This is a genomic window from Micromonospora craniellae (assembly GCF_014764405.1).
Taxonomy (GTDB): Bacteria; Actinomycetota; Actinomycetes; order Mycobacteriales; family Micromonosporaceae; genus Micromonospora; species Micromonospora craniellae.
On sequence record NZ_CP061725.1, the window covers coordinates 3,839,495 to 3,858,201 of the forward strand.

Annotated in this window: 18 protein-coding genes; 8 read left to right on the top strand and 10 right to left on the bottom strand. The window is 72.3% G+C overall.

What is annotated here, in order from left to right; all coding sequences use genetic code 11:
* Positions 1–33: 33 nt before the first annotated feature.
* A complete protein-coding gene (locus ID554_RS17240; protein WP_117227357.1) occupies positions 34–756 on the bottom strand; it encodes a hypothetical protein in 723 nt (240 codons plus the stop codon).
* The gene (locus ID554_RS17245) at positions 753–3,317 is read right to left on the bottom strand and encodes an FtsK/SpoIIIE domain-containing protein (protein ID WP_117227358.1); all 2,565 of its coding nucleotides are present in this window, start codon (positions 3,315–3,317) and stop codon (positions 753–755) included. Before ID554_RS17245 ends, ID554_RS17240 begins: the two co-directional genes overlap by 4 nt.
* Positions 3,318–3,505: 188 nt before the next feature.
* On the opposite strand from ID554_RS17245, the gene ID554_RS17250 reads away from it, so the two are divergent.
* Positions 3,506–4,072 (top strand): hypothetical protein, encoded by a 567-nt coding sequence (locus ID554_RS17250; protein WP_396888377.1) that lies wholly within the window; start codon positions 3,506–3,508, stop codon positions 4,070–4,072.
* Here the strand turns inward: ID554_RS17250 and ID554_RS17255 are convergent, their stop codons facing one another.
* From ID554_RS17255 to ID554_RS17285, 7 genes are all read right to left on the bottom strand, one after another.
* The gene (locus ID554_RS17255; protein WP_117227360.1) at positions 4,073–4,666 is read right to left on the bottom strand and encodes a hypothetical protein; all 594 of its coding nucleotides are present in this window, start codon (positions 4,664–4,666) and stop codon (positions 4,073–4,075) included. It abuts the gene before it with no gap.
* Between the two features lie 13 nt (positions 4,667–4,679).
* Positions 4,680–5,849: a M23 family metallopeptidase gene (locus ID554_RS17260; protein WP_117227361.1), complete on the bottom strand. Its 1,170-nt coding sequence runs from the start codon at positions 5,847–5,849 to the stop codon at positions 4,680–4,682.
* Positions 5,850–5,925: 76 nt separating this feature from the next.
* Positions 5,926–6,483: a hypothetical protein gene (locus ID554_RS17265; protein ID WP_117227362.1), complete on the bottom strand. Its 558-nt coding sequence runs from the start codon at positions 6,481–6,483 to the stop codon at positions 5,926–5,928.
* Positions 6,480–8,417 (bottom strand): MraY family glycosyltransferase, encoded by a 1,938-nt coding sequence (locus tag ID554_RS17270; protein WP_117227363.1) that lies wholly within the window; start codon positions 8,415–8,417, stop codon positions 6,480–6,482. The genes ID554_RS17265 and ID554_RS17270 overlap by 4 nt, the downstream gene beginning before the upstream one ends.
* A gap of 1 nt (position 8,418) precedes the next feature.
* Positions 8,419–11,790 (bottom strand): ATP-binding protein, encoded by a 3,372-nt coding sequence (locus tag ID554_RS17275; RefSeq protein WP_117227364.1) that lies wholly within the window; start codon positions 11,788–11,790, stop codon positions 8,419–8,421.
* 109 nt (positions 11,791–11,899) lie between these two features.
* Positions 11,900–12,262 (bottom strand): hypothetical protein, encoded by a 363-nt coding sequence (locus ID554_RS17280; protein WP_117227365.1) that lies wholly within the window; start codon positions 12,260–12,262, stop codon positions 11,900–11,902.
* A gap of 13 nt (positions 12,263–12,275) precedes the next feature.
* On the bottom strand, positions 12,276–12,593 hold the full coding sequence (locus ID554_RS17285) for a hypothetical protein (RefSeq protein ID WP_117227366.1): 318 nt from the start codon (positions 12,591–12,593) through the stop codon (positions 12,276–12,278).
* A 344-nt stretch (positions 12,594–12,937) separates the two neighbouring features.
* Here ID554_RS17285 and folP point away from each other — a divergent pair, with 344 nt between their 5' ends.
* The 7 genes from folP to ID554_RS17320 all read left to right on the top strand — a co-directional run bounded on the left by folP (position 12,938) and on the right by ID554_RS17320 (position 17,625).
* The gene (folP, locus tag ID554_RS17290) at positions 12,938–13,843 is read left to right on the top strand and encodes a dihydropteroate synthase (RefSeq protein ID WP_117227367.1); all 906 of its coding nucleotides are present in this window, start codon (positions 12,938–12,940) and stop codon (positions 13,841–13,843) included.
* Complete coding sequence (gene folB, locus ID554_RS17295) at positions 13,840–14,205, top strand: dihydroneopterin aldolase (protein ID WP_117227368.1); 366 nt, start codon at positions 13,840–13,842, stop codon at positions 14,203–14,205. The genes folP and folB overlap by 4 nt, the downstream gene beginning before the upstream one ends.
* On the top strand, positions 14,202–14,729 hold the full coding sequence (gene folK / locus ID554_RS17300) for a 2-amino-4-hydroxy-6-hydroxymethyldihydropteridine diphosphokinase (protein WP_117227369.1): 528 nt from the start codon (positions 14,202–14,204) through the stop codon (positions 14,727–14,729). The genes folB and folK overlap by 4 nt, the downstream gene beginning before the upstream one ends.
* A gap of 133 nt (positions 14,730–14,862) precedes the next feature.
* Entirely contained in the window at positions 14,863–15,348 is a 486-nt protein-coding gene (locus ID554_RS17305) for a DUF3180 domain-containing protein (RefSeq protein ID WP_396888552.1), read from the top strand.
* A gap of 111 nt (positions 15,349–15,459) precedes the next feature.
* A complete protein-coding gene (locus ID554_RS17310; protein WP_117227371.1) occupies positions 15,460–16,671 on the top strand; it encodes an ABC transporter permease in 1,212 nt (403 codons plus the stop codon).
* 62 nt (positions 16,672–16,733) lie between these two features.
* On the top strand, positions 16,734–17,039 hold the full coding sequence (locus tag ID554_RS17315) for a hypothetical protein (RefSeq protein ID WP_117227372.1): 306 nt from the start codon (positions 16,734–16,736) through the stop codon (positions 17,037–17,039).
* A gap of 94 nt (positions 17,040–17,133) precedes the next feature.
* Positions 17,134–17,625: a hypothetical protein gene (locus tag ID554_RS17320; protein ID WP_117227373.1), complete on the top strand. Its 492-nt coding sequence runs from the start codon at positions 17,134–17,136 to the stop codon at positions 17,623–17,625.
* An 85-nt stretch (positions 17,626–17,710) separates the two neighbouring features.
* Here ID554_RS17320 and ID554_RS17325 read toward each other — a convergent pair whose 3' ends face one another.
* A complete protein-coding gene (locus tag ID554_RS17325; RefSeq protein ID WP_117227374.1) occupies positions 17,711–18,706 on the bottom strand; it encodes an ABC transporter ATP-binding protein in 996 nt (331 codons plus the stop codon).
* Between the last annotated feature and the right edge of the window lies 1 nt (position 18,707).

Sequence of the window (18,707 nt, forward strand, 5' to 3'; positions counted from 1 at the left end):
CCCCATTACGGGGAACGCGCCGGGTCGGACCGTTCAGGCCGCCAGCATCGCCAGGACGATGCCGGCGGTGGTCACCACCGCCGGGACCAGGCAGACCAGGGCACCGAACCGAGGCGTCCGCTTTACCCGTTCGCCCGGCCGGGGTGGGAAGAGCCGCCCCACCGCCAGCCACCCCACGCCGAACGCGACCGCCGGTGCCGGCAGGCCGAACACCAGCGCCAGCACCGTCACCGGGCCGGTGCCGGCGACCAGATACGCCACGATCTGGAGCAGCGGCACCAACAGCCCCAGCGGCCCGTACACCAGCAGATTGCGCGGCCGGGACGGCCAGTGGGCCGCCCCGGGCAGGCCCCGGGCCGCCAGCACGTCGTCCGCGCCGTGCGCCCAGCGGTTCGCCTCCCGTAGCGCGGCCAGCACCGCCCCCGACCCACCGGCCATCGCACGGGTCGCCTCGGTCAGCTCCGGGGGCGCGGGCACCAGCGACATCGGCGGTACGCCCAACTCCCGCAGCCGGGCCTCCTGCGGCGCCAACCGGGTGCGTACCGCCGTCAATTCCTCGCGGGCAGCCTGGACCGTCCGCGCCTGCTCGCTCGCGGCGGTCGCCGCGTCCCGGCGTACCCCGTCGAGCTGACGGGTCGCGGCCAGATAGTCGGCCCACGCCACCGCCACCGGATCCGTGGAGCCGCACGCCGACGACCCGCCGGTCCGCTGCCGGACCGGCCCGGCGGCCGTGGTCGACGATCCGTCTCCGGTCACGCCGCCTCCCCGTCCACGTCACCCGGCACGTCGTACGGCACCAACACCACCCCATGCTCGGTCGGGCCGTCCCAGAGCACCACCCGCCCGGGCCGGGGTCGCCACTCCACCGGCCGACCGAACACCGGCGTGAGCTGAGCACCCGGCACCCCCGCCACCGCCACCGCGGTCAGCTTGTCGACCGTTTCCTCCGGCCCGAGCAGCGCCGCGAACGACGGCACCGTGCGCCACCAGCCGAGCAGATGCTGCCCCGCAGCCGGGCCCTCCCGCAGCAGCGTCCGCAGCCGAGCCGGTGGCAACTGCTCCGGTGGCGCCACGTCCAGCCCGAACACCACCAGGTAGGCCGGCTGCCCGGCGTCGACGACCGCGAGCAGCCCGGCGAGGTCCACCGTCTCCACCGGATGCCGGTACGCCAGCTCCCGCGCCAGATCGTCCGCAGACGAGCGCGACTCGGGATCCGGTACGGCGAGCACGAAGCGTGCCGTCCCCGGCAGGTGGTGGGCCGCCGTGCTCCGGGCGGCCATGGCCAGCAGCCGGGTCGCCTCCGGTCGGGGCCCGAGGACGGCGAGGTTGCGCCCGGCGGCCGGACCGAGCGGCACGGCCACCGTGCTCCGCGCCACGTCCACTGCCCGGCCCAGTAGCGCCGCCGGCCCCAACGCCTGCCCGGACTCGGCCGACCGGTGGCGGGGATCGTTGCGCAGCGACGGGTACGCGTACCCGGCGAAGACCACCGGCGGAACGCTGCCCTCTGGCCGGGCCTGCCACAGACGGTGTCGCAGGGCCTCCACGACATCCGATTCGTCCTGCGGATCGGGGAACCGGACCATCCGCTCGTGACCCCGGATCGCGCCACGCGGGCCGCCGAGGCCACCGGCGGTGTTCACCACCGCACTACCCACCGGCAGCCCGGCCGCAGAGTCGTTGGTCGGTTCCAACACCGGCCCGCCGCCCGGCAACGCCACCCGCACCGGGAACTGGCCGAGCAGCGAGTCCCGCTGCCCACCGTCGCGTACGCCCAAGCCCAGATCGCCCTCACCGGAGAGCACCAGATGCACCCCGTACGCCCGGCCCGTCCTGGTCAGCGCGTCCAGCCGGGCCACGACGTCGGCGGCCAACCGGTCCCGCTCGGCGAAGAGCAGCGGCAGATTCTCCACCACGCAGACCACCCGGGGCAGCCGGCGGTGCCGCCGCAGCTCGGCGAAACGTTGACCACCCGCGCGGGCGGCAGCCTCGGAACGCCGTTGAACCTCCGCCGTCAACTGCTCCAGCAGGTCCAGCACGTACTCCCGGTCGGCGGCCATCGCCGCAGCCCGCACCTGCGGGATCCACGACCGGTCCCGCTCGGTCTGCAGGAACTCCGCGAAGGACTCGCCCGCGCCGAGGTCCACCAGGTACAGCTCCAACTCCTCCGGGCCGTACCGGGCGGCGAGGCCGAGCAGCGCCGTGGTCAGGAACGTGGCGCGGCAGGCCCGCGACCGGCCGCTGACCAGCCAGTGCGGTGTCAACTCGGTGAAGCCGAGAGGCACCGGACGACCACCCGCGTCGCCGACCATGCTGCTCAGCCCGTCGGTGGCCTCCGCCTGCCACAGCTCGTCGGTCTCTGGCGGCAACAGGCCCGACAGGGACAGCCGGCTACCGGCCTCGACCTGGGCCGCGAGTCGGCGACAGACGGTGTCGACCAGTTCGGCCGGTGGATCCGACTCGACGAACACCGGCGAGTTCAACCCACCCGGCGAACCGGTGCCCGCGCTGGCGAAGGGTGCCCCGGGCGGGTCGCCCAGCAACGCGTACGCGGTCCGGATGGACAGTGCCGTGGCCCGGGGCAGCAGATCCCGTCCGGCCGCCGGCCACCCGGCGACCACCAGGTGCAGCCCGGCTGCGGGTCCCTGCTCGGCGAGCGCCTCGATCCGGGCCAGATCGGTCGCCCCGGAACCGTCCGGCAAGGCAGCGACGACCAGCAACATCGACCGGTCGTGCCGGCGGGTACCCGAGGCACCCGGCGTCACCCACCGCTCCGCCTCGGTCAACATCGCCCGCAGTCCGTCGACATCGGTGGCCGGCGGCGAGAGCACCCCGGCGTCACCGAGCGCCCCGAACGGCCCGAGCAGCTCACCCGTCGCGTCCACCGCCCGGACCAGCAGCGCCCCCGCTGGTGTCGCCGCCACCAATCGCAGCAGGACGGCCCTCAGCAGCCCGGCGACCCGAGGATCGTGCGCGTCGATGTCGACGGCCAGGTGCCCGGTGCCGACCAGCGGGACCAGCGCGGGAAAACGGGCATCGTCCAGTGGCGCGGCGGTGCCCACCCGGACGAAGGGCGGCGGGCCCTCCCCAGCGGGACAGCTCGGCTCGACCGCGTCCAGCGCGGCACCGGCCCAACCGGGCGCGAGAACTTCCGCAGCGCTCCGCAGCCGTTCGGCGAGCGCGTACTGGCGACGCTGATCGGCGGGTGCGGGGCGGGTCTCGTCGAGGAGAGCTGCCGCCGCCGTGACCGTCGCGGCAGCTCGGCGGTGCAGCGCGGCGGCACGGAGCATCCGTGCCTTCGGACCGCCCACCGCGTCCACCCCCTCCGCCCGAGGTCGGCACCAGGTCCCGGGCAGAGACGACGGTATCTCAGTCACGGCTCCTCCTCAGGGATGCGCGGCGACGCAGCGCCGGTGTTGTCGTGGATCTCACCGGTCGGCTCCGGTCAGTCACGATCTGCTGAATCTGGGGCATTGGGTCCACAGCCTTCAGCCGATAGCCTCAGGGGGTGGAATCAGTGCCGCCCCCCGCCGGTTCCCAGGTCTCCCGTGTACCGGCGCAACGGGCCCCGTCGGAGGACCTGGCGCCGCCCAGGAGCGCGCCGGCGCCACCGCAGCCTCGGCGGCGGCTGCGGAAGGTCCTGATGGTGATCACCGGGGCGGTCGCGACGCTCTGCCTGGCGGGCGGAATCACCGGTTATGTCATCTACGACCGCGCCACCACCCCGGACCGCAGTGCCCCTGATGTTGTCGTGGACAACTATCTCCGGGCATACCTGGTGAATCGGAACGATGTGCGGGCGGGACTACTAGTTTGCGAGAACAACGCTGACGTGAGCCAAATCGAGCTCCTGCGAAACCAGATCAGGGCTCGCGAAAAACAATTCGAAACCAGTATGTCGGTTAGTTGGGGAAGACTTCCGTGGAAGCAGAGTGGCAACGAGGCTGATGTGCAGGTCGACCTGACCTTCGCCGCCCAGATAGACGGCATCAGGCAGACGGATCGTCAATCTTGGAGATTCACAACGCGGTTGGATGAAACCTGGCGGGTGTGCTCCGCTGCGAGGACCTCCTGACTACTCGACCCACAGTAGGTGCACGGGTACCTCCAGTGTGGTCGGTGACTGGCCGCGCCAGGCCCAGCGGTACCACTCCAACTCGGGCGTGACCCGTACGCAGATGTCACCCTCGGCGCCGGAGTAGGTCTCGGTGACCGCGCGCAGATCACGGTGCTCGACGGTGTCGACCATGTGCACGACGCGCCGGCCGGTGACGGCGTCGGCCTCGAAGACCGGAGTGGGTGCCCGGTGGGCGGGCGCGTCCAGTGAGACGAGACGCAGGCCACTGTCCTCGGCGTCGGTGGTGCGTGAGCCCACCGTCTCGACCCAGACCCGCTCGACCGGCACCAGCGGTGCGAAGACCTCCACCTGGTCGGACTCGGCGCGGTACCACTCGTGCTCCGGGATGACCGGCACGTAGGTGCGGCTGTTCTGCACCACCCGTTCGTCGGCCCGCAGGTCGGCACGCCAGCCGAGGCCGGGCAGCCCGACCAGGACCCGTCGCCCGCGCAGCTCGACGCGGCCAGTGGCCGGCACGATCTCGATGGGGCGGGGTGGTCGCGGTGCCCAGTCCGGCTGGTCGGCGAAGGGGTCGGGAAGCGGATCGGTCATGCCGGCGGAGGCCTCATCCCGCGCCCTTCAAGGGCGCGCCCTTCGACTTCATGAAGGGCACCGGGTCGATGGCGCCTCGACTGCTGCGGTCACTGTCGACGTGCACCTCGTAGTGCAGGTGCGGCCCGGACGACTGGCCGCTGCTGCCCACCACACCGATTTGGTCGCCGGCCTGCACGGTGTCCCCCACCGAGACCAGGGGGCGGCTCGCCAGGTGGCAGTAGCGGGTGATGATGCCCTGGGCGTGCAACACGTCGACGAACCAGCCACAGCCACCCTTGCCCGGCCAACCGTCCACATCGCAGCTCAGTCGGCCGCGCCGGTCGGGGTCGCAACGCGAGACGATGACCCGACCGGTGGCCGCAACCCTGAGTACGGTGCCCTTTGGCGCGGCGATGTCCACCCCGTTGTGCGCGGGACGGCTGGCCGTCCGGAAGCCGGAGCCGACACCGCCGGGGATGGGCGCGGTCCAGCCCGAGGCGGCGATGTCGCCCGACGCGGCCGCGTCACACACCTGCTCGCCGGCGATCAGCGCCGTACGGGCGGCACCACCGGCGAGCGCGTCGACGATGCGCGAGGCGAGTTCCTCGTGCTTGGCGTACGCGTCGGGAAAGGCGCTGATCTGGACCCGTTGGGCGGCCACGGTCAGCGGCAGCTTCTCCCAGTCGGGTACGTCCACGAGCTTCTCGTAGAACTTGCGGGACGCGTACTCCGGATCCATCCGCTGCCGGACCGTTCCCCACGAGGCGCGCTGCTGGAACAGGCCGACCGAGTCGTGGTCGGCACCGACGCCCTCGTTGGGGATGTCCTGCGACTCGGCGACGGTGCGGTTGGCCAGGTTGAGTAGCCGTGACTCCTGCATCGCGGTCGCCACCGCGACGACCCAGCCCCTGGGCGGCACCTTCATCTCCTGGCCGACTTTGATGATCACCGCGGCGTTGCGCATCTGCGGCTCCCCGTAGTCCGAGAATCGGGGCATCTTGCCGGTGACGTCGACCTCGAAGTCCCCGGTGCACTCCATGCTGACCGGGTCGATCAGCTCGGCGGCCTCGCCGCCCAACTCGGTGAGGAAGAAGGCACCGGCCCCGCCCGTGCAGCAGAGCAGCGCGAGCGCGGCGGTGAGCGCCGCAGCGAGTGCGCCCACTCGGACCGGCCGCCGGCCCGGACTGCTTTCGTTGCTCATGACGGCACTCCGCTTCGCTCCGTGCCACCATGAGGCACCACCGCACCGTAACGGTGATTCACTCGCTGACGCTCGCTCATGCCTGCTCCCAGTCCACGGCGTCGACCAACCATCGTCCGTCCGGCGTCACCAGTTCGAGCCGGAGTTGTCCGGTGTCGAGAATGACCAGCGCCTCCACGAAGGTCTCACTGCGCGGGCGGACGGTGACCTCGTCGGTCAGTTCCCCGGCGGGCACTCCGGCGGGGTCCACTCCGGCGAGCTTGTCGAGGAGCGCCGGGGTCGAGAACGGGCGTAGCTCCTGATGCCACTGATCCGCGGTCTGCCCGGGGCGCCCGAGCCAGGCGGTGGCGAAGCGTTCCGCGACCCGCTCCGGGGTGGGCTCGCCAGGGCGGGTGACCGGCGACGGTGTGGTGGTCGTCGAGATCGCGCCGTCGTCGCCGGTGGTCGGGTGCACGGTGGTGATCGGCGCCGGGGGACGGTTGCTCAGTCCGGCTGTCGAGTCGTTCGGACCGGAGACCAGCCGAGCAGCAGCCACCACGCCGAGCACCAGTATCGCGATGCCGAGGGCGACGCCCAGCCGGGACCGCAGCAACCGGGTGAAGACGAACTCGATGGCGCGACGCACGACACTCACCGGGCCTCGGAGCGGACTCGCGGAGTCACCTTCTCCGGCGCGCGTTCGGCCGAGACGGGACGGTAGATGGCGTACGAGGGGTTTTCATCGGGTACGTCCGGCACCGTCCAGGAGGCAGGTTGGCGACGGCGCGGTCGGGGCGCGGCCGGCCGGCCTTCGGGGCGCCGTTCCTCCGTAGGGGCAGGCGCGCCGGTGGGTTCCCGGTCGTCCGGGCGCTGCGGAGCGGCCGGACCGCCGGTCGGGACCGGGTCCGGCCGGGCCTCCGGGCGGACCTTTGGCTGCTCCGGCGCGAGGGCCCGGCGTCGTGCCATGCCCGGTTCGGTGGTACCGCCCGGCTCGGCGACGTCGAGCCGGGCGGCGGTACGCATGTCCCGGAAGAAGCGCCGATGCCAGGAGCCGGCCGAACTGACCGCCTCGCTGCTGTCCTTTCCGCCCAGTTGGGTGATCCGCCGGTAGGGGCGCAGCAGCAGCCAGCCGACCACCCCGCACAGCCAGACCAGGACCACCTGCAGCCAGCCCGGCAGTGTGGCGGTGCTCATGATGAGGTCGACGGCGAAGAGATAGATGGCGGCACCCGTGCCGAAGATCGCGATGTTGAAGAGGGCGGCCACCACCGCGTTACCGAGGCGTCGCAGCCCGGCGCTGGCCGGACGGAGCAGGCCGATCGTGCCCAGGATCGGCGCGGCGATCACCGCCCACCGGAAGATCAGGAAGCCGAGCAGGACGAGCAGCGACGCGGTCAGGTCGAACATCGCGAAGAGCAGGGCGGCCAGTACGGCGATGAAACCCGCGCCCACCCGGTCCATGTCCCGGACACCCTGCAGGTACTCGTACGCCTCCGGATCCTCCCGCTCGATCTGCGCCGCGACCGTCATCCACTGCTGCTTCTTGGCATTGATGGTCGCGTCACGGGTCTGAGGGTTTGCGCGGATCTTCTCCGCCTCTTCCCAGGACAGCGACTTGGCGTCGTAAAGGGCGGCACCGTACTTGCGGGCGGTCTCGCTGTCGGCCGAGCCCAGCACCCCCCGCAACCAGTTTCGGTAGAGCATCGCCTCGGCAGCCGTGTCACTAGCCCGCACTGCAGGCGGGCGCTTGTCAGTACAGACGTTTGGATCGAGCATGCCGCACCGGCCGGGCGGTGTGTCCTTGGCAGCCGGACCGATAGCGTCGTGCACGACACCTAGCGTCGAAACGAGGGCACCGTCGGCGAGATTGGCGGACTTGACCGGCCAGGCGGCCAGCGCGGTCACCGCCACCATGACCACCAGCGCCCATGCCGCAGTGGTCATCGCGGCACTCATGTCGCTCTGCCGTGAGCGCCAGAGAAGGTAGAGCCCGACGACGCAGAGCGTGACGATGCCGAAGACGCTGAACACCTTCTGGTAGATCGCCTTGGTCGCCTGCTCCACCAACGGATCGGCCCAACCCCACATCGTCCCGGGGTCCCAGGCGCGCTCACGCAGGGCGTTCGAGGCGCCGACGATCGCCGTGGCGATCATGAACTCGCCGTTGGCGACGGTGTTGGTGAACTTGTAGTCCGGGTGCAGCAGCGTGGTGGCGCAGCCGGACTCGATCTTGTAGGTGCTGTAGCTGTAGCCGGCGTAGCCGTAGTCGGTGTAGTACCCCTTGGGGCCAGGCAGCTTGGAGGCCTCGGGGCGGGAGGCGAACCAGCCGGCCATGCCGGAGTCCGGCGCGGTCGGTGTCGGGGGGTTCAGGCAGGTCGCCTCCGACTCTGCGACCTGCTGGAGCTTAGCCACGCAGGCCCGGAAGTCGACCTGCCACTCCTGCACGGTGCACAGGTCGGCGGAAGCCTGGTACGCGACCGGGGCGGCGTACGCGGGTGTGGCGGTGAGCCCGGGCCAACTGATCGTGGCGCCGGCGAGGACGCCGAGTGCCAGGAGGAACGCCGTGATCCTTGCCCGGGCCCTCGCCATGTCACGCCTCCATGTCAGGCAGGACGGTCGGCAGCACCCCTGCGGCGGCGGCGATGGCGGCGGGGGTGGTGTCGAGGTGGCTCAGCAGTCCGTCCACGTAGGAGACGTCGACTCGGACCTTCTGCACCCGGCCGTCGACGTCGCGCATGATGAACTCCCGGAAGCCGAGCCGGTGGGCGGAGGTCGCGTCGGCGGTGGAGAGCGAGGCGAGGGTGGCCTCGTACCCGTCGTCCACCGGTACGCGCAGCAGCCGCAGTGCCTCGGAGGCGATCTCGGCGTCCTCGGCGATCCGGCCGACGAAGACGGTGGAGACGAGGTTCTGCACGTCGAGGCCGAGGATGTCCCGCGGGTTCTGTGAGGCGACCAGCGCGGCGAGGTTCCACTTGCGGGAGTCGCGGGCGAGCCGGACCAGGAACGAGCGGCCGGATCGCCACCCCTCCATGAAGTGCGCCTCGTCGAGGCCCACCAGCTTGCGGGACGACATCGAGCCGCCGTAGCAGCGGCGAACCGCCAGTCGGTGTGCGGTGTGCAGCATCGGCAGCGCCAACGCCTCTTCGGCCGACCAGTACTCGCGTTCGATCTTGAGGTCGGGCAGCCGTAGGCCGGCCATGGTGATCACGGTGAGTGCCGCGTCCGGGCCGAGCAGCCCCTCCGGTGGCCGGCCGAAGAAGAGCATGGCCAGCGGCATCTCGGCGGTGTCCAGCAGCAGGTTGGCCAGTTCCCGGCCGGCATCGTCGTCGAGCTGCCCGAGGCAGGTGACCACGTCGTCCAGCGTGGAGGTCTCCTCGGCGGGCACCTGGCGTACGGCGTGCCGGAACAGGGTGGCGGTGGACGCCTCGCGGGCCACCTGCGGCGGCACCAGCATCATGCAGATGTCCTGCACCAGCATCCGCCGCTCGGCCCGGGCGTTGGAGACCGCGATCTCGAACTCGCGGTCACCGGAAGCGCCGCTGCTGAACTCGCTGCGCGACGGCGTCGGGATCAGCGAGTACGGTGCGAGGGTGCCGTGCTCGGAGCCGGTCAGGTTGAGCACCCGCGAGTACGGCCGCAGCTCCGGCATCGCGCAGAGCCTGGCCAGCGGGCCGGACGGGTCGAGCAGGGTCACCTGGACGCCGCGCCGAGCGGCCAGGTAGCCCAGCGCGCCGAGCAGGGTCGATTTGCCACCGCCCGGCTCGGCCACGAAGACCGCGAGGCCGGAGCGTTCGCGGACCTCCATCGGGAAGTGCAGGTCGAGGAAGACCGGCCGGCGGCAGGTGCCCGCGGTACGCCCGATCAGGTCGCCCCGGCGGTCGCCGACCGTCGACGCGGCCTGGGGCAGCGCCGCCGCCAGCAGGGGGACCGGCATCCGCCGGACGTACCCGGTGTTGGCGACCGGCTCTCCGGGGATGAACTCGCGGGCCAGCCAGTCCTGGTTCTTCGGGTGCTGGAGGGAGACGCGCAGTTCGCGCGAGTAGAGCTGGATCAGCCGCCGGGCCCGCTCCAGGCACTCCTCCCGGGTACGCCCACCCACCGCGATGCGGTGCCAGCCGTGCGCCCGGGCGGACTCGACCGGCAGGCCGGTGGTCATCTCGTCGCCGATCACCAGGGCGCGCTTGGCCAGGCGTTCCAGCTCGGGCGGCGCGTCGATGCCGTGCTCGGCGTAGTCGAGCTGCTGCGACCGGATCATCCGGAGGCGGTGCTCCAGGTTCCGGAAGGAGTCACCGGAGCCGAGGATGTCGACCCGGGTGGAGAGTTCCATCGGCCACGGCAGCCGCTCATGGAAGTGCAGCCATGGCTCGTGCCGCTCGGGGATCTCCAGCGGCTCCATCCGGCCGACGGCGAGCACCGCCACGTGCCGTTCCTCGCCGGTCATCCGGTTGACCAGCTTGACCGTCGAGCCGTACGGGGTGCGGTAGCGCTCGACCTGTTCGGTGAGGGCCAGCAGGTCTCCGCGTTCCCAGCGCCCGTCGGTGATGGGCGAGAGAGCCCCGGGCGGCGCCATGCAGAGCGCCACCGAGCGGTAGAGCAGCCATTCCAGTTCCTGCGCGGTGACTCGGCGGCCGCGCATGCCGAACGCGCCCAGGACCTCGTCGAACTGTTCGACGGTGCGTCCGAGCTTGCGTCGTTCACCTTCGGCCACGCCTCGCCCGAAGGTGCGCAGCAGCCGTTCGGTGAGCGAGTCGCCGAGCGAGCGGCGGGCGAAGGTGACGCCGAGGTAGGTCTGCCCTTCGGCGTGGTTGACCGAGAGCAGGTGTCGTTGCGCCGCGACCAGGTGGTCGGCCCAACTGGTGGTGTCGGGGACGTCCGGCAGCGGAGCGGCGGTGTTGGCGTCGATGGTGCGGGCCCACTCGTCGGCCGGGAAGGGCCGGGTGGTGCGCCGCAGGTGCAACCGGAATCCGGCCAGGCCGGCGTACTGCTCGGAGATGGCCGAGAGCAGCGCCTCCCGCTCGGCGTCCGGCCGGAACGCCCAGCGCACCTCCGGCAGGCAGTACCAGGCGGTGACGGTGTTGGGGGTGAAGGTCAGGTGACCGGCGATCTCGGTGATGGCCAGTTCGACAGCCGGGTCCCGGTCGCCGAACTTGATCTTCGGCGGGCGGACGCGTGTCGGCTTTACCGGACGGTCACGCCGGTCCACCGAGCGCTGCCGGGGCGCGGCGGTCGTGCGCGCGGCCGGCGCCGGCGTCCGGCGCGGCGGCGGCGCGGTCTCCGCCGGGCGGGCCTCGTCGGCCGGCGGCCGTTCCTCGTGGGCCGGGCGTGGCTCGCGCGCCGGACGGTCGTCGCGGGTCGGTCGTTCGTCGACGCCGGGGCGGGCGGAACGCTCGGCCCGGGTCGGCTGGTCGTCGACGGGCGGGCGGGCGTTCGGGAGCCTGTCGGTCGTCGGCGCGGGCGTGCGGGGCGGAGTCGGCGGTACGGCGGGTGCGGTGACCACGGGGGGCTCGGCGGCGGGTCGGGCGACGACGGAGGCCGGGCCGGTGGCCTGTGCGGGCAGGTGCGGTGCTGACGACCGCTGGGTCACCGGTGCCGGGGGGACGACCGGTGGTGGGGGCGGTGCCTGCTGCGGCACGCTCCGCGCGGGGAGGGCGTTGCCCCGCTGGGCGGAACCCGGTCGGGCGTAGGTGCCGCCGAACAGGTCCAGGAAGGGCGAGTCGATGTCGGCCCCGTCCCGGGGTGCCGGTGGCGGCGACGCGGGTTCGGCCGACACCGACAGGCGTTGCGGCGGACGGGGGGCCTGGAAGACGCCGACGCCGCCGTGACCGGGAGTGGTGGCGAGCGCCGGATCCAGGCCGCCGTCGTCGAGCTCACCGGCCTGCGGGTAGTCAAAGGATCGCGCACGGTTACCGTGTGGTGCGGCCGGGCGCCCGGCCGGGGATCCCGGCGTGGAGGAGGGGCTCATGCGACCGCCCTACCCGCGTCCGTGGTGGCCGTCGGGAAGCCGCGTGTCGCCTCGGCGGTGCCGGGGTCGCCCGGCAACCGGAGGGACGGCCGGTACGGCGTGCAGCCGGTCATGCGAGTTCCTCCCGGATTCTGATCCTGCTGCCGACCATGCGCGGGTCGCGCTGCTCGGCGGCCGGCTCCCGGGTGCGTCGCCAGTCGGTCAGCGCGGTGCGGATCACCATGCGCGCCGGCCGGTCCGGGTCGACGTACCGGAAGACGAACGAGGTGGTCACGATGGCGAGGGCGATCTCCCAGGCGGGGAAGAGTTCGACCTGCAACGTGAACAACCAGTGGATGAACATGTAGAGGGGAACGAGCAGCATGAACAGCCCGTACTGGGCGTACGGCAGGTGGACCGGAAGGGTGTAGCCGGGCGGCCCGAGATAGACCAGGCGGGCCCGGTAGATGTCGTCGTCGGTGCGCAGCCGCATGTCGTGCCCGCGCCTATTCGAAGATCAGGTTGATCAGGAAATCGCCGATGAAGAAGAGGGTGGCGGCGCCGGCGATGAAGGCCAACCCGACGATCGCGATGGCGGAGCTTGTCAGCACCTTGGAGATCTCGCCCCGGCTGGCGCGGCCGATGAAGATGACACCCAGGACGGCGAGCAGGATCGGCGCGATCTTGCTGGCGAAGAAGGTGACGACGCCTTCGGTGTTGATCCCGCTGGGCTCGTCCGCGGCGAGCGGGATCGACGACGCCACAGTGGAGAGCAGGTGGGCGGCGCTGCTCGACGCCGCTTCCATCAGCTCGATGGCGATCACTGGAACCTCCCCAAGTCGCGGCCGGCGGTGCCGCGGTGGTGCAGTAGGCAAGCCTTGCGGGACGGTGCTCGGTCGGTACAGCGCCCGAGACCCTGTGTGCGTCACTCGCCACGCATAGTGGCAATTTTTGGGCGAATTACCCCGCTTCGGCCCTCCCCTCCACGCCTCGCCATCTCGATGCTGGGCAATTCCACAGCGTACGGGCCGCCCCCCTTTGCGACAAGCCGCGAAGAGGCTGCCCGAAGCTGCCCGGACGACCGATCGTACACGCGTTCTAATTGCCATGTCAGCGTCCGGATCGCGGGCCTGCTCAGGGTGGTGGGACGGACCGGTACCGTCTAGTCGTGACCGATCTGGTACGGGCCCCGGCCCCGGTGGTGATGGGCGTCCTGAACGTCACGCCCGACTCGTTCTCCGACGGCGGACGCTACGCCGACGTCGCCGCAGCCGTCGCACACGGCGTCCGGCTGCGCGCCGAGGGAGCGGCGTTGGTGGATGTCGGTGGAGAGTCGACCCGGCCCGGTGCCGACCGGGTGGACGCCGACACCGAAGCGGCCCGGGTGCTGCCGGTGATCCGGGAGCTGGCCGCGGCCGGCGTACCGGTCAGCATCGATACCACCCGGGCCCGGGTCGCCGAGGCGGCCCTCGCCGCCGGGGCGGTGGTGGTCAACGACGTCTCCGGGGGCCTGGCCGACCCGGACATGGCCCGCGTCGTCCGGGACGCCGACTGCCCCTGGGTGCTCATGCACTGGCGCGGCCACTCCCGGCGGATGAGCGAGCTGGCCAGCTACCGCGACGTGGTCGCCGACGTCCGCGCCGAACTGCGCGAGCGGGTGGAGGCGGCGCTCGTCGCCGGGGTGTCCGAAAACCGACTGATCATCGACCCGGGCCTCGGCTTCGCCAAGACGGCGGCGCACAACTGGCAGCTCAGCGCCCGGCTGCCGGAACTGCTCGACCTCGGCTACCCGCTGTTGTTCGCCGCGAGTCGCAAGTCCTACCTGGGCCTGCTGCTGGCCGGGCCGGACGGCACCCCGCGACCCACCGGCGGGCGGGCGGCGGCCACCGTCGCGACCAGCCTGCTCGCGGTCGCCGCCGGCGCCTGGGGGGTACGCGTGCACGACGTGCGCGCCACCGTCGACGCGCTTGCGGTCTGGCAGGCCAGCGGCGCTCCCCGGCTCGGCGCCACGCCGGACTCCACACCGCCGGTGGGTGCGGGTGCGCCCGGAGCCGACCGGGAGGCACGACGATGAGCGACCGGATCGAGCTGACCGGCCTGCGGGCCCACGGCCGGCACGGGGTGTACGACTTCGAACGCGCCCGGGGGCAGGAGTTCGTCGTCGACGCCGTCCTGGAGTTGGACCTCGGCCCCGCCGCGCGCTCCGACGACGTGGCCGACACGGTGCACTACGGCGAGCTGGCCGAACACCTGGTCGCGGTGATCACCGGCGAGCCGGTCAACCTGATCGAGACACTGGCCGACCGGTTGATCGAGGTCTGCCTGGCCGATCCACGGGTGTCCGCCGCGACGGTGACCGTACACAAGCCCGAGGCGCCGGTGCCGCACACTTTCGGCGACGTGGCCGTGACGATGCGTCGGGCGCGTACCCGATGACGCGGGCGGTGCTCTCCCTGGGCAGCAACCTGGGTGACCGCCTGGACCACCTGCGTTCTGCCGTGGCCACGTTCGGCGAGAGCGTGCTGATGGTCTCGGGCGTGTACGAGACGCCGCCCTGGGGCGACACCGCCCAGCCGGCTTACCTGAACGCGGTGGTGCTGGTCGGCGACGTGGCCGCGGGGCCGTACGACTGGTTGGCGCGGACCCGGGCTGCCGAGCAGGCCGCCGGGCGGGTCCGCGACCCGGAGCGGCGTTTCGGTCCCCGCACGCTCGACGTCGACGTGATCGCGGTCTGGGGGGACGACGGTGAGCCGGTGCTCAGCGAGGATCCCGAGCTGACCCTGCCGCATCCCCGGGCGCATCTGCGGGCCTTCGTGCTGCGGCCGTGGATCGACATCGCGCCCTACGGCCGGTTGCCCGGACACGGCTGGCTGACCGATCTGCTCACCTCCGGGCCACTCGCCGCCGAGGTCGCGGAACTGAGCCCACGACCGGATCTGACGTTAGAGTCGACGCCATGAGCGAGCGCAGCGTAGTCGACACGGGCGAGCGCGGCGGGCGGGTCGTCAGGCGCGGTGCCACGGTGGCCGAGGTCGGCACGCGGCTGCACGGAGGGCGGGCATGACGCGATCCGTACCTCCCGACGAGTCACGGATGGGCCCCACCCGCATCTCGACCCTGGCGGTCGCCGCCCTGGCCGCCGCCGCGGCCACCTGGCTGCTGATCAGCAGCTTCTACTACAGCGGATTGCCGCCACTGCCCTGGCTGCCGGTGGTGACCCTCGCCGGGCTCGCCGTGCTGGAGGCGTACGCGGCGGTCAACACCCGTGGTCGCATCGAGCGTCGGCCCGGCCGCGACCCGGTCAACCCGTTGATGGTCGCCCGGTTCGTCGTCCTGGCCAAGGCGTCAGCACTGGTCGGGGCCATCTTCGCCGGGGCGTACGCCGGGCTGGTCGGCTGGCTGCTGGTGCAGACCACCCGGGCGGCGGACGCGGACCGGCCGGCGGCGATCGCCGGTCTGGTGGCGTCGGTGGCCCTGGTGGCGGCGGCACTCTGGCTGGAACGCTCCTGCCGGGTTCCGGAGCAGCCGGAGGACGAGCAGGAACCCGACGACGGGGAGAGCCGACCTCCTCGACGCTGAGCGCGGGGTTACGTCCGGCTCCGCCACGCGGGTACGGTGCCTGCGACCAGAAGGTGACGGTCCCCGCCGGAGCGTCGATGGGTTCCCGGCGGCCGCTGGGAGGCAACGATCATGGCGTACGACGACCCGGGCCGGAGCGGACTCCCGGAACCGACCTCCGCCGTTCCCGTCGCGGTGACCGAGCCTGGTCCCGACGACCCGCAGTGCGAGACCGGCCCGGATCGCTTCGGCGTGCACATCGTCTGGGAGACGCTCCTGCTGTTCGGCTTCGCCGCGCTGGTCTACCTGGTCTGGCGGGAGGACCCGGCGGTACTGCGGGGCAGCGGGCTGCGCGTCCTCATCGTCGAGGTGGTCGCCCTCGGCCTGCTGGCGCTGGCCGCCGGGCTGAGTCTGCGGACCGCTGCGGTGAACCTGGCGATCGGACCGGTGGCGGTCGCGGCCGGGCTGCACTTCGCCGAGCAGTCGGACCGGGGGCTGGTCGAGGCCGTCGGGCTGGCCGGTGGCGTGGCCGCCCTCGGCGGACTGCTGCTGGGGCTGCTCGTCGTGGTGCTGCACGTGCCCGGCTGGGCGGCCAGCCTGGCGGGCGCGGCCGGTGTGATCGTCTACATTGAGCAGCGCTCCGCACCGGTGCTGGTGCAGGGGGACTTCGACCCGCTCGGTGTCGCCGGCCAACTCTTCGTCGGCTTCGCCGCGATCGCGGTGTTCGGCGCGTTGTTCGGGGCGCTGGGGCCGATCCGCCGGCTGGTCGGCCGGTTCCGTCCGGTCGCCGATCCGGCTCGACGGCGGGGGACGGCCGCCGCGGTCGTCACCACCCTGGGGTACGTCGTCTCCACCGTCCTGGCGATGCTCGCCGGTGCGCTCGTCGCCTCCGCCGAGGGCGCGGTGACCCCGGCCACCGGGCTGGACTGGACGGTGCTGGCCTTGGGCGTGGCCGTCCTCGCCGGCACCAGCGCCTTCGGGCTGCGTGGCGGGGTGTTCGGCACGTTGCTGACCGCCGGCGCGATCGGCCTGTTCCTCGCGTACGCGCAGACCCGTGGCTGGACGGTCAGCCGGTGGGCGGTCGGCGGGGTGGTGCTGGCCGCCGGTCTGGTGGTCACCCGGCTGGTCGAGGCGTACGGGCGGCCGGCCCCGATGTTCACAGCCGCGCCGCCGCCCCCGCCGCCGGACGTCACCAACGGCGGCGGATGGACGTTGCCACGGCCGGAGCCGGTCGGTGACTGGCCGCCCATGCCACCGGCGCAGCACCCCTTGAACACCACCGACCCGTGGGGGCCGCGTCGGTGGGAGACCGGCCCGCGTCCCTGGGACGCCGAGGACCGGTGACGGCCCGTTGTTCCGCGTGCCGTCGACGCGCCGAATGTGATCTCGGCGGTTAGGCTCGGTCCATGACCGACACATCATCGATCTCCGGCGGCCGGTCGTTCGAGGAGTTGGACGCCCTCTCCACCGAGGAACTGCGCGAGCAGGCGTTCGCGCTCGCCCGGGAGAACCGGGACGTGAAGTTCTTCTGGTCGGTGCTGCGGCGTCTGCCGAACGCGGACGAGGCCGCCGCCCTGGACGGCGCGCCGAACTCGGTGGGGCCGACGATCGACGAGGCCGTCGCGCTGTGGCGGGAGATGACCGGTCACGGCTACGAGGAGTCTGCACCGCTGCTGCGTGCCGCCTTCATCGACTACCTGATGAAACACTGACCGGCCGGGTCGGTACCGACCGCCGAACAGGGCGTACCACCATAAAGTGCGCCTCGCGTTTGCCCATGTCGATGTGCTGGGAACTAGCGGGGCCATGGCTCTCACCAATCGTTACAAGTCCGCACCGGGCGCCGGTACGCTCGCCGCGCTCATTCTCGTCCTGGTCTTCGGCAGCCCCTGGTACGCCGACTGGGCGCGGGACAACACCGATCCGGACAGCGCCGGCGGGTGGTTCCTGAGACTTCTCGCCTGGCCGGCCTGGCGGTTCGACTCGTCCGACTCGATCCAGGAGATCTTCGCCGCTGATCTGAAGGCGATCCTCGTGGTCGTGATGACCTTCGTCTTCCTCTATCTCCTGCCGGGCTCGCAGCTCGCCCGCGCCCGGGGCACGCTCAGCCAGTTCTTCGCCGGCTGGGCGGCGTATGTCTTCGCGGGGGCCTTCGCCGCCCTGCTCACCGCGCTGATCCGGACCAACCCGTCGCTTCTCGGCGCCTTCCAGGCCGCCGGTGACGGCGCCGAGTACGGGCTGTTCACCGGCTGGATCATCGGCATCGCCACCCTCGGTGGTTACCGGGGACGTCGCTGACCCGTCGGCCGAGCCGGGCCCGCCGCAGCGGTGGGCCCGGCTCGGTGCGGATCCGGGCGCGGCGTACGGCGTCGCCGGTGATGGCTCAACCGGTCGGTTCGGCCAGCGTGAGCACGCGTTCCCGGCTGAGCAACCCCACCGGGCGGCCCTCCTCGGTGACGAGGGCCCGGCCCTGCGCCGAGGTGAGCAGCACCGCCAACGCGTCGTACGCGGAGCCGCCCAACGGCACCGAGGGCAGGTTCGCCGCACCGTCGGCCGGCAGCGGGTCGAGCACCTCCCGGGTCAGCGGGGTGACCGCCAGCCGCCGGATGCCCCGGTCGGCGCCGACGAACTCGCGGACGAACGGGGTGGCGGGGCTGCCGAGCAGGGCCGCCGGGGTGTCGTACTGCTCCAGGTGGCCGCCCTCGGAGAGCACCGCGATGCGGTCGCCGAGCCGTACTGCCTCGTCCAGGTCGTGGGTGACCAGCACGATGGTCTTGCGGACCGCAGCCTGGAGCCGCAGGAACTCCTCCTGCAACCGGGTCCGCACGATCGGGTCCACGGCGGAGAACGGCTCGTCCATCAGCAGCACCACCGGGTCGGCCGCGAGCGCCCGGGCTACGCCGACCCGCTGCCGCTGACCGCCGGAGAGTTCGTGCGGGTAGCGTCGGCCGAACTGCGCCGGATCGAGGCCGACCAGTTCCAGCAGTTCGTCGACGCGGCGCCGGGCCCGGTCCCGGGGCCAGCCGAGCAGGCGGGGCACGGTGGCCACGTTGGCGGCCACCGTCTGGTGCGGGAACAGGCCGACGTTCTGGATGACGTAGCCGATCTGCCGCCGTAGCTGCACCGGGTCGACCTGGGTGACGTCGGAGTCGCCGAGCACGATCCGGCCGGAGGTCGGCTCGATCAGGCGGTTGACCATCCGCAACACGGTCGACTTGCCGCAACCGGACGGCCCGATCAGCACGACCAGCTCGCCCGCGTCGATGTGCAGGCTGAGGTCGCGGACCGCCTCGGTGCCGTCCGGATAACGCTTGCCGATGCCGTCGAGAGTGATCGACGCCGCGCGCTGACCGTCGTCGGCGGCCGGGGTAACGTCCACG

Coding starts and splice junctions, on each gene's coding strand:
- folB (WP_117227368.1), top strand. CDS start 13,840: ATGAGCGACCGGATCGAGCTGACCGGCCTGCGGGCCCACGGCCGGCAC.
- ID554_RS17315 (WP_117227372.1), top strand. CDS start 16,734: ATGACCGACACATCATCGATCTCCGGCGGCCGGTCGTTCGAGGAGTTG.
- ID554_RS17320 (WP_117227373.1), top strand. CDS start 17,134: ATGGCTCTCACCAATCGTTACAAGTCCGCACCGGGCGCCGGTACGCTC.
- ID554_RS17270 (WP_117227363.1), bottom strand. CDS start 8,417: ATGGCGAGGGCCCGGGCAAGGATCACGGCGTTCCTCCTGGCACTCGGC.
- ID554_RS17305 (WP_396888552.1), top strand. CDS start 14,863: ATGGGCCCCACCCGCATCTCGACCCTGGCGGTCGCCGCCCTGGCCGCC.
- ID554_RS17275 (WP_117227364.1), bottom strand. CDS start 11,790: ATGAGCCCCTCCTCCACGCCGGGATCCCCGGCCGGGCGCCCGGCCGCA.
- ID554_RS17310 (WP_117227371.1), top strand. CDS start 15,460: ATGGCGTACGACGACCCGGGCCGGAGCGGACTCCCGGAACCGACCTCC.
- ID554_RS17280 (WP_117227365.1), bottom strand. CDS start 12,262: ATGCGGCTGCGCACCGACGACGACATCTACCGGGCCCGCCTGGTCTAT.
- ID554_RS17255 (WP_117227360.1), bottom strand. CDS start 4,666: ATGACCGATCCGCTTCCCGACCCCTTCGCCGACCAGCCGGACTGGGCA.
- folK (WP_117227369.1), top strand. CDS start 14,202: ATGACGCGGGCGGTGCTCTCCCTGGGCAGCAACCTGGGTGACCGCCTG.
- ID554_RS17260 (WP_117227361.1), bottom strand. CDS start 5,849: ATGAGCAACGAAAGCAGTCCGGGCCGGCGGCCGGTCCGAGTGGGCGCA.